Source organism: Bacillus sp. F9_6S_D1_P_5 (assembly GCF_054823925.1).
Genome location: NZ_JBTREW010000043.1, coordinates 1 through 13,632 on the forward strand (window position 1 = coordinate 1; position 13,632 = coordinate 13,632).

12 protein-coding genes, 1 riboswitch and 2 other annotated features are annotated in these 13,632 nt (G+C 34.0%); of the genes, 4 read left to right on the forward strand and 8 right to left on the reverse strand.

The window, feature by feature from the left end; genetic code table 11:
• Positions 1 to 114 precede the first annotated feature (114 nt).
• The 6 genes from ACUXEY_RS27655 to ACUXEY_RS27680 form a co-directional block, all read right to left on the reverse strand.
• Complete coding sequence (locus tag ACUXEY_RS27655; RefSeq protein WP_461302033.1) at positions 115 to 1,998, reverse strand: FtsX-like permease family protein; 1,884 nt, start codon at positions 1,996 to 1,998, stop codon at positions 115 to 117.
• Between the two features lie 11 nt (positions 1,999 to 2,009).
• Positions 2,010 to 2,777 carry an ABC transporter ATP-binding protein gene (locus ACUXEY_RS27660; RefSeq protein WP_317459571.1) on the reverse strand — a complete coding sequence of 256 codons (768 nt, stop codon included), beginning with the start codon at positions 2,775 to 2,777 and terminating at the stop codon, positions 2,010 to 2,012.
• 252 nt (positions 2,778 to 3,029) lie between these two features.
• A complete protein-coding gene (gene thrS / locus ACUXEY_RS27665) occupies positions 3,030 to 4,949 on the reverse strand; it encodes a threonine--tRNA ligase (protein WP_461302034.1) in 1,920 nt (639 codons plus the stop codon).
• Between the two features lie 44 nt (positions 4,950 to 4,993).
• Positions 4,994 to 5,216 (reverse strand) — a binding site (T-box leader).
• Positions 5,217 to 5,253: 37 nt separating this feature from the next.
• Positions 5,254 to 5,477: a binding site (T-box leader), on the reverse strand.
• A 124-nt stretch (positions 5,478 to 5,601) separates the two neighbouring features.
• Positions 5,602 to 6,309, reverse strand: coding sequence for a 23S rRNA pseudouridine(2604) synthase RluF (gene rluF, locus ACUXEY_RS27670; protein WP_327957733.1), 708 nt, complete (start codon positions 6,307 to 6,309; stop codon positions 5,602 to 5,604).
• A gap of 186 nt (positions 6,310 to 6,495) precedes the next feature.
• On the reverse strand, positions 6,496 to 7,116 hold the full coding sequence (locus ACUXEY_RS27675) for a DUF4937 domain-containing protein (RefSeq protein ID WP_461302035.1): 621 nt from the start codon (positions 7,114 to 7,116) through the stop codon (positions 6,496 to 6,498).
• A 195-nt stretch (positions 7,117 to 7,311) separates the two neighbouring features.
• Positions 7,312 to 7,674 carry a hypothetical protein gene (locus ACUXEY_RS27680; protein WP_461302036.1) on the reverse strand — a complete coding sequence of 121 codons (363 nt, stop codon included), beginning with the start codon at positions 7,672 to 7,674 and terminating at the stop codon, positions 7,312 to 7,314.
• 132 nt (positions 7,675 to 7,806) lie between these two features.
• Here ACUXEY_RS27680 and ACUXEY_RS27685 point away from each other — a divergent pair, with 132 nt between their 5' ends.
• From ACUXEY_RS27685 to ACUXEY_RS27695, 3 genes are all read left to right on the forward strand, one after another.
• Complete coding sequence (locus ACUXEY_RS27685; RefSeq protein WP_461302037.1) at positions 7,807 to 8,382, forward strand: hypothetical protein; 576 nt, start codon at positions 7,807 to 7,809, stop codon at positions 8,380 to 8,382.
• Positions 8,383 to 8,600: 218 nt separating this feature from the next.
• A riboswitch (glycine riboswitch) is annotated at positions 8,601 to 8,722 on the forward strand.
• A 107-nt stretch (positions 8,723 to 8,829) separates the two neighbouring features.
• The gene (locus ACUXEY_RS27690) at positions 8,830 to 10,197 is read left to right on the forward strand and encodes an alanine/glycine:cation symporter family protein (protein WP_063223363.1); all 1,368 of its coding nucleotides are present in this window, start codon (positions 8,830 to 8,832) and stop codon (positions 10,195 to 10,197) included.
• Between the two features lie 226 nt (positions 10,198 to 10,423).
• Positions 10,424 to 11,617 carry a S8 family peptidase gene (locus ACUXEY_RS27695; RefSeq protein ID WP_166704352.1) on the forward strand — a complete coding sequence of 398 codons (1,194 nt, stop codon included), beginning with the start codon at positions 10,424 to 10,426 and terminating at the stop codon, positions 11,615 to 11,617.
• A gap of 100 nt (positions 11,618 to 11,717) precedes the next feature.
• On the opposite strand, the gene ACUXEY_RS27700 is transcribed toward ACUXEY_RS27695, so the two are convergent.
• Both ACUXEY_RS27700 and ACUXEY_RS27705 read right to left on the reverse strand, forming a co-directional pair.
• A complete protein-coding gene (locus ACUXEY_RS27700) occupies positions 11,718 to 12,242 on the reverse strand; it encodes a DinB family protein (RefSeq protein WP_461302038.1) in 525 nt (174 codons plus the stop codon).
• 14 nt (positions 12,243 to 12,256) lie between these two features.
• Positions 12,257 to 13,024 (reverse strand): DUF3891 family protein, encoded by a 768-nt coding sequence (locus tag ACUXEY_RS27705; RefSeq protein WP_461302039.1) that lies wholly within the window; start codon positions 13,022 to 13,024, stop codon positions 12,257 to 12,259.
• A gap of 205 nt (positions 13,025 to 13,229) precedes the next feature.
• On the opposite strand from ACUXEY_RS27705, the gene ACUXEY_RS27710 reads away from it, so the two are divergent.
• Positions 13,230 to 13,502: an HU family DNA-binding protein gene (locus tag ACUXEY_RS27710; protein ID WP_001043907.1), complete on the forward strand. Its 273-nt coding sequence runs from the start codon at positions 13,230 to 13,232 to the stop codon at positions 13,500 to 13,502.
• Positions 13,503 to 13,632 lie beyond the last annotated feature (130 nt).

Genomic DNA, 13,632 nt, shown 5'->3' on the forward strand with positions numbered 1-13,632 from the left:
AAAACGACTCAACCATCGAGCTCCGATAGAATATCGAATCTCGATGGCTGTTTAGTCTTTTTAATACTGTCTACTTGACAGGGATAAGACCAAAACAAAGACTTTTTCCTTTAACTATTTCGCTACTTCTTCTTTCGGCATTACCATACCTTTATAAAGCTGAACAGTAATCCAGTAATAGATGAAATAAATGACTAAGAAAATCCCTATCGGCACCCACACCTTTACAAACGGGTCAACTAATATAAAGCTAAATAAGTTAAGCCCTACTAACACGTGGGAAATTCCAATAATCGCTGGGAAAATAAATAAATATGAAATTTCTTTATATATACTTTTTGTTAACATACTACGTCTCACACCGATTTTTCGTAACATTTCATAACGGCGTACATCACGAGAGGCACCTGTTAATATTTTGAACATAAGCGAACTTGCCATCATTGCTAAAAAGGCAATTCCAAGGAAAAATCCCATAAACATTGTTCCACTCATGAAACTGTTCATAAACTGATAAATTGTCATTTTTGTATATAGTTCTACTTTTGTACCTGTTGTTGTTTCAATTAATTCTTTTTGCCTTTTATCTATATCGAGCAACAATGGTTTATATTTTTTCATATCATCTACTTTTGCTAATGTTACACTATGCTCCGTTCCTTGAACTGCTTTGTAGTGTTCTTCATCAGCAATTCTTACAGGTTTTCCGTTAAATTGATTATGTGTAATTTGTATTTCTCTTACAACTGCATCTTCCCAATCTTTTGGCATACGAGGAAGCTTATTCGCTGCTTCCGGAGCTTCCAAAGCAGAATAGACAGGTTCAGTTAAAGGCTCAGCCACACGTTTACGAGCAGGCTCTTTTAACGTTTTTGTATCAAAGTGATCAGAAACGAGTGGCGGTTTCGCAGTTAAGTCGTTACGTAAGTAATACACCGCTTCTCCATCTACTTTATACTTATAATTGCTTTCTTCTATAATTTCCATTTCTTTCAAGGCCGCTTTATCTTGATCATTCGGATCATGAATTACGACATCATATACACGTGAGAAGTCTGTCATAATACCTACATTTTTTTGGAACGCCATTCCTGCCGTCATCGCACCTGCACCTAATGCAATTAACATCGCTACAGTTCCTAATACTCTCGATAAGCTATTTACTCGAAAGCGTAGCTGTGCGTAGGTAAAACTATTTAAGCCCGTTTCATTTCGTTTTTTATTCCCTTTAATTTTCATCACAAAAAATGGGAGCAATGAACTAAAGATAAAATATGTTCCAAGTGTTGTAACGATTGTCGCTATTATAAAACCGATTTCAGCAAACATTTTTATATTTACCATAAAGTAGTATCCTGTACTTACTAGTAATATACCGAGTACTGTCATTATAATAATGCGAGTTTTACTTTTCTTCACTTCATCTAGTGTTTCATCTTCACGTATTAATTCTAATTCTGTTTTACGTAATAATCGGATGCTATTCATTAAACCAGTAATAAAAAATAGTATTAAGAAGAAAATAGCTGTAACTAAGATTGCTGGTGTATATACAGATGAATAACTGCCTTTTGCAGAAATCTCCATACCATTCATTAAAAAGTTTCCTGCTACACTTGCAAGTAACATCCCTACTAAAATCCCGATAATAATGCTGACAATACCCATACCGAATGTTTCAATAAATAATAACTGTGCTACTTTTTTCTTTTTCGCGCCGAGCATCATATACATACCGAGTTCTTTTCTTCTTAATGTGAGTAAGAAAGAATTGGCATATATAATATAAAATACAGTAATGACCGATAATAGTATTGCACCTACCCAGAATACGAGTCTAATACTACTAATAAGACTATTATCCTTCGTAAATTCACTATTCATCGCCATCGTTTGGAACATGTAGAAGATACTAATACTAATAACGAGACCAATAAGTAAAACCATATAATCTTTTAACATCTTTTTCATACTATGACGTGATAATTTGAATAACATAGTCCTGCCCCCTACTTAGACTCAACAGCTGAGCCCATGTGAGCGAGCACGCCTAAAATGTCTTGATAGAAATTTTCCCGCGTTCCTTGACGCTGTAACTCTTTATAAAGAAGACCGTCTTGAATAAATAAAATACGCTCACAATAACTCGCACTAAAAGCATCGTGTGTAACCATTAAAATACTTACATTGTGATTTTCATGTAAATCTTGCATCGCTTCTAATAAGCTTTTTGCATTTTTACTATCAAGCGCTCCTGTCGGTTCATCTGCTAATACGATTGCTGGATTATGTACTAAAGCTCGAGCTGCCGCAGTTCTTTGTTTTTGTCCCCCAGAAACAGCAGTTGGATATTTCGTTAATATTTCAGTAATCCCTAACTTCTTCGCAACCTCATTCACCTTTCCGGTAATCTCACTTGAAGGGACTCCTTGCAGAGAAAGTGGTAAAGCGATATTTTCATAAATTGATAAGTTTTCAAGTAAATTAAAATCTTGAAAAATGAACCCTAATTTTTGAGATCGAAAATCTGATAATGCATTCCCCTTCATAGAAGTAATATTTGTACCAGCTATTGTCACACTTCCACCTGTCGCTTGATCCAATGTACTAATCACATTAAGTAAAGTCGTTTTTCCAGATCCAGAAGGCCCCATAATCCCAACGAATTCCCCTTCTTTAATAGTTAATGATACGCCCCTTAACGCTTTTGACTGATTCTCATTTCTTTTCCCATACGTTTTTTCTACACTTTCTACAGTAACTACATTTGTTGACATCTCTTTCACTCCATCCCTTTTGTATAAAATTAATTTCTCACATATTTCTTATCTTTTTCTCATGTAAACCCTTAAGAATTTTTTATTTTTCAATCAGTACGGATTACACAGGTAACGTAAACCTTTTTCCTATTTCATATTCTCACTTTTCTACAACTCGTTCCTTCGATTTCGCTTACATTTACCTTACATTTTTGTAAGGTAAAAAGAAAAAACACACCATTATGAATTGGTGTGTTTTCTCTTTAAACTCTACTTCCGATTATTTATTTCCTCTTTCATACTTTCCACAAACACATCTAGTTCCATTACATCTGAATTTTCTTCCCCATATTTACGCACATTTACAGCTCCGTTCTCCATTTCCTTATCCCCAATAACAAGAACATAAGGAACCTTTTGTATTTGTGCCTCTCTTATTTTATAGCCTAACTTTTCATCTCGTACATCTCTTTCGACACGAACACCAGCTTGTGCTAATTTATCCACAACCTCATCTGCATATTGTACATGGACTGCATTCGAAACTGGAATGACCTTCACTTGAACTGGTGCCACCCATGCTGGGAATGCACCTCCAAAGTGCTCAATTAATATCGCTAAGAAACGATCTAAAGATCCTAATACTGCCCTGTGAATGACAACTGGTCTTCTCTTTTCATTCTTCTCATCTATATAATTTAAATCAAACTTCTCTGGCATTTGGAAATCTAGCTGGATTGTACCGCACTGATGACTTCTATTTAAAGCGTCTTTAATATGAAAATCGATTTTCGGTCCGTAAAATGCACCGTCACCTTCATTTAGTCTATATTTATAATTTAATGAATGTAATACATTTGCTAACGCCGCTTCTGCTTGTTCCCACAATTTATCATCACCCATTGAATCTTCTGGACGAGTAGAAAGCTCTACTTCATACTGGAATCCAAAAGTTTTATAAACGTAATCAATTTGCGCCATTACGGATTTAATTTCATCTTCAATTTGTTCTGGAGTTACAAATAAATGAGCATCATCTTGGCAGAAAGTACGTACTCTTAATAATCCGTTTAATGCCCCGCTAAATTCATGTCGGTGTACTTGACCGAACTCACACATACGAATTGGCAATTCACGATAAGAATGCAATTTATTTTTGAACATTAACATATGACCTGGGCAGTTCATCGGTTTTAATGCAAAACTCTTATTATCTACTTCTGAGAAATACATGTTGTCCTTGTAATGTCCCCAGTGTCCTGATTTCTCCCATAATTCTTGGTTCATCATAAATGGAGTACGTACTTCTTGATACTTATACTCTTTTTGAATTTCTCTTAAAAATGCTTCTAATTCATTTCGGATAATCTGTCCTTTCGGTAAATAAAATGGCATTCCCGGAGCCTCTTCTGAAAACATAAATAACTCCAGCTCATTACCTAATTTACGATGATTTCTTTTTGCTGCTTCTTCAACGAAATGTAAATACTCTTCTAATTCTTTTTGAGAAGAGAATGCAACACCATATATACGCTGAAGCACTTGATTGCTACTATCACCTCGCCAGTATGCACCAGAAACGTGAGTTAATTGGAAGGCTTTCAAATAGCCTGTTGACGGTAAATGTGGTCCTCTACATAAATCTACAAATTCACCTTGTTTATATAGTGTTACACTTTCCCCACTAGGAATTGCTTCTAACAGTTCTAATTTCAAATGATCATTCATTTCTTGAAACAGTTTTTTTGCCTCTTCTCTAGAGACTTCAATTCGTTCTATTTTTACATTTTCATTTATAATCTTTTTCATTTCTTTTTCAATTTTCGGTAAATCTTCTACGTTTACACTACTTGGAAGGTCCATATCATAATAAAATCCATTTTCAATAACAGGCCCTACACCAAGGTTTACATTACCATACATTCTCTTTACAGCTTGCGCTAAAATATGTGCCGCAGAGTGTCTTGCAATTTCTACTCCTTCATTTGAATCTAAAGTAACGATTTCTACTTCCGCATTTTCTTCAATATTGCGGCGTAAATCATATAACCCATCATTTACTTTCCCTCCGACTGCTTTCTTTTTTAAACTACTGCTAATGGATCCAGCAATTTCTTCTAAAGTAATTCCTTTTATAAATGCTTTCACGCTACCATCTGGAAATTTAATTTCAATCATCTGTTCATTCATTTTTCATCTCTCCATTTCATAATAAAAAGCACACTCATCCCTAAAATAGGGACGAGCGTGCTTTTACCCGTGGTTCCACCCAGATTCCCATCTTAAACAAACAATGGCTTCTTTTACGGTAACGTCGTTTACACGGCACTAGATACTTAATTTCCCTAGTGCAGCTCTAAGGTGGTAAGTTATTTTTCTGCGTTAGGAAGTTCTCAGCTTTCCTTCCTTCTCTGTATAACCGGGTAAAATAACTCGTGTCCTTTTCTTCGCTTATTATGAAATTGAATGCAAAAAAGCATATTCATCCCTAAAAATTAGGGACGAATATGCTTATATTCGTGGTTCCACCCAGATTCCCATCACAAAAAACATAATGGCTTCTTTTGCGATAACGTCGCTTACACGGCACTAGATACTTAATTTCCCTAGTGCAGCTCTAAGGTGGTAAGTTATTTTTCTGCGTTAGGAAGTTCTCAGCTTTCCTTCCTTCTCTGTATAACCGGGTAAAATAACTCGTGTCCTTTTCTTTGCTTTTATAAGTACATCCATTAATTGTTATTTACTATATCCTATTCATTTTATTATTGCAAGTGTTTAAAAAAATTTTTTATTTAATAAAAAAAGAAACCAAAAATAGATTTTTGGTTTCCTCTTCTCAATTTTACCAATCTTGTGGTTCGTAATTTAAATCTGAAAATAGACGTCGTTTCTCTTTTTTTGTTAAATCTCTCCACTGTCCAACAGGTAAATTATTCAATTCAATATTCATAATTCTCGTACGTTTTAACGTGTATACTTGATAACCTAAAGCTTCACACATACGACGAATTTGACGATTTAGCCCTTGTGTTAAAATAATTTTGAACTCATATTTTGATAACTGTGTGATCTCACAAGGAAGTGTTTTCGTTCCTAAAATCTTCACACCAGCTGCCATTTTTTCTAAGAAATCAGGTGTAATTGGCTTATCTACTGAAACGATATATTCTTTCTCATGTTTGTTTTCAGCACGTAAAATTTCATTAACGATATCACCATCATTCGTTAACAAAATTAAACCGTCTGAGTCTTTATCAAGACGTCCAATGTGACTAATTCGTAAAGGATGATTCACTAAATCGATAATGTTACCTTTTACAGCTTTTTCACTTGTACATGTAATACCTACTGGTTTATTTAAAGCAATATATACGTGATCTCGAGCAATACGAAGTTGCTCTCCATTTACACGTACATCATCACCTGGATTTACTTGGTCACCAATTTTTGCAACCTTACCGTTAATAATTACTCTTCTCTCATTAATTAATTTATCTGCTCCACGTCGAGACGCTTTTCCAGCTTCACTAATAAATTTATTGATACGCAAATTAGGCACATCCTTTTCTAAACAAAAATTCAAGCTCACACTACGTCTACCGTACAATACATAAGGGTAAGCCTTCTATTATAACTTAAATATATTAACATGAAAGGGTATATAACGTCTTCTATTAATTACTCGTTTATAAGAAAATATCTTTATTATACTTTCATTTATGCACGTTTTGTACACTTAATATACAAGCCATTCCTCCTTACATATAGCTTGTTTACCTCTTATATCTTTTAAATCATCATGAATATTAGCTAGTTTATACAACTCAGGGAAAATCTCTTCTACATAGTTTTGATGCGCCATTTCATCTTTCCAATAAGTTAACACTATGTAACGATTTCCAGTTTTTAAAGACTTCCCAATAACTCCACCTAACATCCCTTTTGCATTTTCCATCCCTTTATTCCAAATTGTTTCTTGCTTATGTAAGAAATACTTTTCCTTTCCCAGCTTTACATCACATATAGCAACTCTTACGAATGTTCCTTCAGTAACAACGTCCTTCAAAGACATATCAGTAATATCATACAACGTTTGAAATAGTTCAATTTCACATGAAAGAAACGTATCCTCTTGATTACTATTTACATAAATTGTATCGTGAGCACCATTCATAAATGATTGATATGCATTTCGATTTTCCCATAAAGTAAATACACATGCCTCATCTTTATTCCATCCACCAAATTGTCCATGAAATCCATCTAGATGCTGTATATCACGCCATTTTTCTTGTGCTTTTGAAAATAACTCTTTTTTCTCTTCTTCTACCTTACAGTATATTGTTTTTAGTAACATTTTAAATTCCCCCTCTATAATATATTTTCTTCTCACAACATTTAGTTAACATAACAATTTTATAATCCTCTAATGCTCTTTATAGTCATATAGAACTAACCATATTTATCACTACATCTATCAAACCATCTATCCGCTTTATTTTCAAATAATTCAAAATAAAAAGATGTAACTCTTAATGAATTACATCTTTAGCTAATCTCCCTTATTCATCTTTTTCTCAAGTAAATAATACGTAAGTTCTCCCGGATAATGTAATACAGTTACTTTCCGCTCCCCTTTTTTAAAACTAACAGTATGCCCGTTTTCCCCTAAGTACTCCCATCCACTGGCCTTTGTAATAGGCATTACACTTATATATTTATAATCCTCTTCCTTTTCATCGTTAATATGGATTGCTGACATTGGTACTGGAAAATCTTCAATTTTAGATTCTTTGTCTAAATATATTAGTGTAAATAAACCAACTAATAACACAGCCGTTGAAATATTTGAAACTAGTTTTCTTCTATTCATTTTCACTAAAAACCCTCTTTTCTCACATATTACTTTCATCATTTTACTAATCTTGATTATTTATGTATAGAAAAAATATAATTAAAATCAATTCCAGACTATTTTCTCTATTATTAACAATATTATTGTTGTATATTACAATTAAAAGATTTTTATTTTTGGAGGTATTACCCGTTGAAGAAATTATTTTTTAATAAATGGACAATAGTTATTTCTATTTTTATTATTACCTGTACGATTTTCTACGCAACTAAAGATAAAAATAATAACGCAAAAACTACCGTAGAAACAGTTGATACAAAAAGTTTTAAAACTAAATTACAACCAAAAATTGATGAATTAACTACAAATTATAATGACATCATCGAAAAAGATTGGTTGCCTGCCTGGGAAGAAATTAACACGAACGGAGATTCAGTAGACAGAGATAAACTATTAGTCACAATGACTGCTATTTCCAAACAATACGAAAAAATTATGAACGAAATAGACACTGTGAAAATTAAAGAAAACATATCGGAAATACAAATACAAGAACAACTAATTTATTTCACAACTGAATTTAAGACTGCTTCTAAATTTATGAAAAACGCAGCAGATTTAATTATCGACGGAGCAAATAACTCTACTCCATCCAATGAAACAATTGAAAATACTAAACATGCTTTAGGACTTGCGGACCAACATATTGTTCTCGCTTTATCTACGTTAAATGAAGTTGAAGTTAAGTTAAGACTTGCAAAAAAATAAAACTGGTTACTATTTTAAAATAAAAAAAGATTGCATTTTACTAATTGTATATCTATAATATTTTTATTGATTCTATACACATTCAATGCGTATAAGTTATTAATTTTATAATTCGGATGAACCATTCAGGAGAAGGTCTATTGATCTACCGACGGGGCAAAAAGTTGTAAAACCAACTTTGAAACTCTCAGGTCTTGGTTACAAGTAGAACTGCATGGGGACGAATCTCTGGAGAGACTCCCTCTCGCTTATATATAGCGCGGAGGAAAACGAGCGCCGAAGGAGCAAATCCGTTATTTTAGCGGATAATCTCTCAGGTAAAAAGGACAGAGACAAGCGAAAGAAAATGCCGATTTGTATCGGTTTATTTTTCTATTCCTTGTTTCTCCAGAGACCATTTCATTTACTTGAAGTGGTTTTTATTTTTTCTAAAAAAGGAGAATAAAGATGGAGACAGTAGGTAAAGCATTAGAACAAATTAACCATTATGTGTGGGGATTACCAACTTTGTTGTTACTCGTTGGTACTGGTATCATTCTCACAGTGCGTTTAAAAGGTTTACAATTTAGTAAACTATTATACGCTCACAAACTAGCTTTTAAAAAATCAGAAGATACATCTTCCTCTGGAGATATTAGCCACTTCCAAGCACTTATGACAGCCATGGCGGCAACGATTGGTATGGGAAATATAGCTGGTGTTGCAACTGCTGTGACGATTGGTGGACCTGGTGCAATCTTTTGGATGTGGATTACTGCTTTATTCGGGATGGCAACAAAGTATGCCGAAGCAATTCTTGCGGTGAAATACCGTGTTAGTAATGAAAATGGCGAATATTCGGGTGGACCAATGTACTATTTAGAACGTGGTTTAGGTAAGAAATGGCTTGCTGTTTTATTCGCCATATTCGGTACAACTGCTTCTTTCGGTATCGGTAATATGGTGCAATCTAACTCAGTTGCAGAGGCAATGCGAATTAATTTCTCTTTCCCTCCTGCTCTAACTGGTATATTAATGTCGTTTTTAATCGCTATTGTTATTTTAGGAGGAGTTAAAAAAATCGGGAAAGTGACAGGATATATCGTTCCTATTAAAGCTTTCTTTTATATCATTGCTGGTCTTATTATTATTTTCTATCACTACGATCAAATTCCAGAAGCATTTTCACTTATTTTTTCTGGTGCATTTACTGGTACTGCAGCTGCTGGTGGTTTTATCGGAGCAACAGTTGCATCAGCTATTCAAATTGGAATGGCGCGCGGTGTATTTGCGAACGAGGCTGGTTTAGGGAGTGCCCCTATTGCCGCGGCGGCTGCCAAAACTGATTCGCCTGCAAAGCAAGCTTTAGTTTCTATGACTGGTACTTTTCTAGATACGTTTATTGTATGTACAATTACAGGACTTGTATTAATTACTACAGGTGCATGGAAATCAGGTAAAACTGGTGTTGAAGCTACAACACTAGCGTTCCAATCTGTTTTTGGCACTGCTGGTAGTATGATTCTCGGTATCGCAATTATATTATTCGCCTACTCTACTATTTTAGGATGGTCGTATTACGGAGAGAAATGCGTGGCTTATTTATTTGGAGAAAGTGCTGTTAAATATTATAAAGCAATCTTTATCGTCATGATTGCTATTGGAGCTAATTTAAAACTAGGCATCGTATGGACATTCGCTGATATTGCAAATGGACTTATGGCGATTCCAAACTTAATTGGTCTTATTGGGTTAAGTGGTATTGTTGTCGCAGAAACGAATCGCTTTTTACAGGCAGAGAAATTAAAAGAAAGTCATAAAAAACAGGCAAGTTAATCTATAAAAAAGGAATGACTCATACATAATGAGCATTCCTTTTTTCGTTTTCTTACTCAGTAAATATCATTAAAAATATATTTATATCAATCTTTCCCTTTTTTATTCCACTAAAAGTTTTTCACATAAATGCCATAAATCGTATGGTCTAACTATATAGTTGAAAAGGAATGCGACATTAAAGCGTCGCTGAAAAACTTATCCAACAAAAGGGAGGAAAAATCTTTTGAAAAACAAAATCATTGTTTTCCTATCTGTTTTATCGTTTATTATCGGTGGTTTCTTTTTTAACACAAATACTTCAAGTGCTGAAACATCATCTACCGATTACGTCCCTAACCAATTGATCGTTAAGTTCAAACAAAATGCATCTTTAAGTAATGTGCAATCTTTTCATAAGTCTGTTGGTGCTAATGTTTTATCTAAAGATGATAAGTTAGGTTTTGAAGTCGTTCAATTTTCGAAAGGTACTGTAAAAGAAAAGATAAAAGGTTATAAAAACAATCCAGATGTGGAATATGCAGAGCCGAATTACTACGTTCACTCCTTCTGGACTCCGAACGATCCATATTATAAAAATCAATATGGATTACAAAAAATTCAAGCTCCACTAGCTTGGGATAGTCAACGAAGTGATTCTAGTGTAAAAGTAGCTATTATTGATACAGGAGTACAAGGTTCACACCCTGATTTAGCTTCGAAAGTAATTTACGGGCATGATTATGTTGATAACGACAATGTTTCTGATGACGGTAATGGTCATGGTACACATTGCGCTGGAATTACTGGAGCACTTACGAATAATAGTGTCGGAATTGCTGGTGTTGCCCCACAAACTTCAATTTATGCTGTCCGCGTATTAGATAATCAAGGAAGTGGGACTCTTGATGCAGTAGCGCAAGGTATTCGAGAAGCTGCTGATTCAGGTGCAAAAGTAATTAGTTTAAGTTTAGGAGCTCCAAATGGTGGGACTGCATTACAACAAGCTGTTCAATATGCATGGAATAAAGGCTCTGTTATTGTTGCAGCTGCTGGAAATGCTGGAAATACAAAAGCAAATTACCCTGCATATTACAGCGAAGTAATTGCAGTTGCTTCTACAGACCAATTAGATAGAAAATCTTCATTTTCTACTTATGGTAGCTGGGTAGATGTTGCAGCTCCAGGTTCAAATATATATTCCACATATAAAGGTAGCACGTATCAATCATTAAGTGGTACGTCTATGGCAACACCTCACGTTGCAGGAGTCGCTTCTCTTTTAGCAAATCAAGGTTATAGCAATACACAAATCCGCCAAATTATTGAGTCAACTTCAGATAAAATTAGCGGTACAGGTACGTACTGGAAAAATGGTAGAGTCAATGCATATAAGGCGGTACAATACGCTAAGCAATTACAAGAAAATAAAGCCTCTTAAGAAATAAAGTAAAACTTTAATCAGTCGTTCTACCATTAAAGCGGGATAAAATTGAAAGAGAGACTTTTACAATTAAAGTCTCTCCTTCTTACAAATTATATTACTCTCCCTCTTTCTGCACCATATGTAAATAAAGTACAAAATCCATCATTGTCGACGAATACCCAAGTTGGCGAAGCATCGCTGTTATATTTCCTCTATGATATGTACCATGATTTACGACATGTTGTACCAATTCTAAAATTGAAGTTTCTAATTTCCCTACATATGGATTCTCAATAACAAATACAGCATTCACGTCTTGTATTGTACTTAAAAAGTCTTTATATTGATTTGTCATATTTTCAAACATTTTTTCTAATTCATGTAACAATTTAGTTTCGATTTGTTTTCTTAAATTTTCTCGGTCTTGTATTGCTTCATTCATACTTTTACCATGCAATATGTGTAACCACACTTGATCTGTAATATAAATATGCGCAAATGTCTCCTTGATTGATGGAAATACACTCTGTATCTGTTCATTAAAAATAGTCTCATAATTTGGTAATTCTTTTAGTCGATTGAATAATCGTATATTAGCCCAAGCATGGTAATCCACCTGTTTTAACATGTACTCTTTCAATCGAAATCGCCTCCTTATTGTATGAAACGAATAGTTTGTTTCTTCATTTCTGATTCTCTATCAGCCTCTACAATTCCTTTTTCTTCAATTTCACGTTTATCTATAGTTTTATATTTTACATACGTATGAAATTCCGTTTGAAATGGAAACGGTGTAATCCGAATTGTTTCCTCATCTATCCATTCAGCTTGAATAGGTTTCCCCTCTTTACTATTAAACATTTCTGTTCCTTCAAAACCATCTTTAAACAAATCAATTTCATCTTTCTTTTCTACCCCTGGTTTATTCATACAGACATATAAAGAAAGTTCATCGCAAAACTTTAATAATCTATAATGTTTATCGAACATCGCAAATTGTTCTTTTGTTAGTGTTTTCAATATTCTTTTTTGTCGTTCCAATTCCCCTGTATAAAATGACATCATCTCTTCATCTTCCTCATTTAATGGAAATGATAAAAAATGCTTACTACAAAGTAATGCTCCGTATGGATTGGAATCTTCAATTTCATTCAAACCAATCGTATAAAAGACAAAGCGTAATGAACTTGGACAATCCATAAATGTATATGGGATATTTTTAGCATCATTCAAAATTGGTACTTTATCAAGTTCTATCCATCCTCTATCATGCTCATATATTGCATCAATTGTCTCTTTTAAATATGTGTCATCTTCAAAAAAATCTTCTTTTATATGCTTCGCAATCTCTCCAGCTAAAAAACCATGATCATGTTGACGAATTAATATACTTTCTTTCTCATCCTTTTCACGAAAAATCATCCGTATACTCCCCCTCATCCTCATATTACAACGTTTTCTATGCATCAATTCTTAATTAATCCCTAATTATTAGCAGGGATTCAGTTTCTTGCAACGAAATTAACATAACTATATAGCATTCTTTCTAACAATATAAATAGCTTTATCTTTACTAACTATTATACTAAATCATTCATTCCAAAAAATTTTTTTATGAGGTGAAAACATGAACAAAACAGAATTAATTAAAAATGTCGCACAATCAGCTGATATTTCTCAAAAGGATGCTTCTGCAGCTGTACAATCTGTATTTGACACAATTGCTACTGCATTACAATCTGGCGATAAAGTTCAATTAATCGGCTTTGGAACTTTTGAAGTGCGTGAAAGATCTGCTCGTACAGGACGTAATCCACAAACTGGCGAAGAAATTCAAATCGCTGCTGGTAAAGTTCCTGCATTTAAAGCAGGTAAAGAGTTAAAAGAAGCTGTGAAATAAACAAGAAACCAGCCATTTTATAGGCTGGTTTCTTGTCAGGCTGTGGAGAAAGTCTTCTCCACAGCCTGTTTTTGTGTCTGAGCCTCTTTTTATGTGTCAACACTGATAAAAAGAGGAAAAGGAGAGATTT

Coding starts and splice junctions, on each gene's coding strand:
- ACUXEY_RS27655 (WP_461302033.1), bottom strand. CDS start 1,998: ATGTTATTCAAATTATCACGTCATAGTATGAAAAAGATGTTAAAAGAT.
- ACUXEY_RS27660 (WP_317459571.1), bottom strand. CDS start 2,777: ATGTCAACAAATGTAGTTACTGTAGAAAGTGTAGAAAAAACGTATGGG.
- thrS (WP_461302034.1), bottom strand. CDS start 4,949: ATGAATGAACAGATGATTGAAATTAAATTTCCAGATGGTAGCGTGAAA.
- ACUXEY_RS27675 (WP_461302035.1), bottom strand. CDS start 7,116: ATGTTACTAAAAACAATATACTGTAAGGTAGAAGAAGAGAAAAAAGAG.
- ACUXEY_RS27680 (WP_461302036.1), bottom strand. CDS start 7,674: ATGATGAAAGTAATATGTGAGAAAAGAGGGTTTTTAGTGAAAATGAAT.
- ACUXEY_RS27690 (WP_063223363.1), top strand. CDS start 8,830: ATGGAGACAGTAGGTAAAGCATTAGAACAAATTAACCATTATGTGTGG.
- ACUXEY_RS27705 (WP_461302039.1), bottom strand. CDS start 13,024: ATGATTTTTCGTGAAAAGGATGAGAAAGAAAGTATATTAATTCGTCAA.
- ACUXEY_RS27710 (WP_001043907.1), top strand. CDS start 13,230: ATGAACAAAACAGAATTAATTAAAAATGTCGCACAATCAGCTGATATT.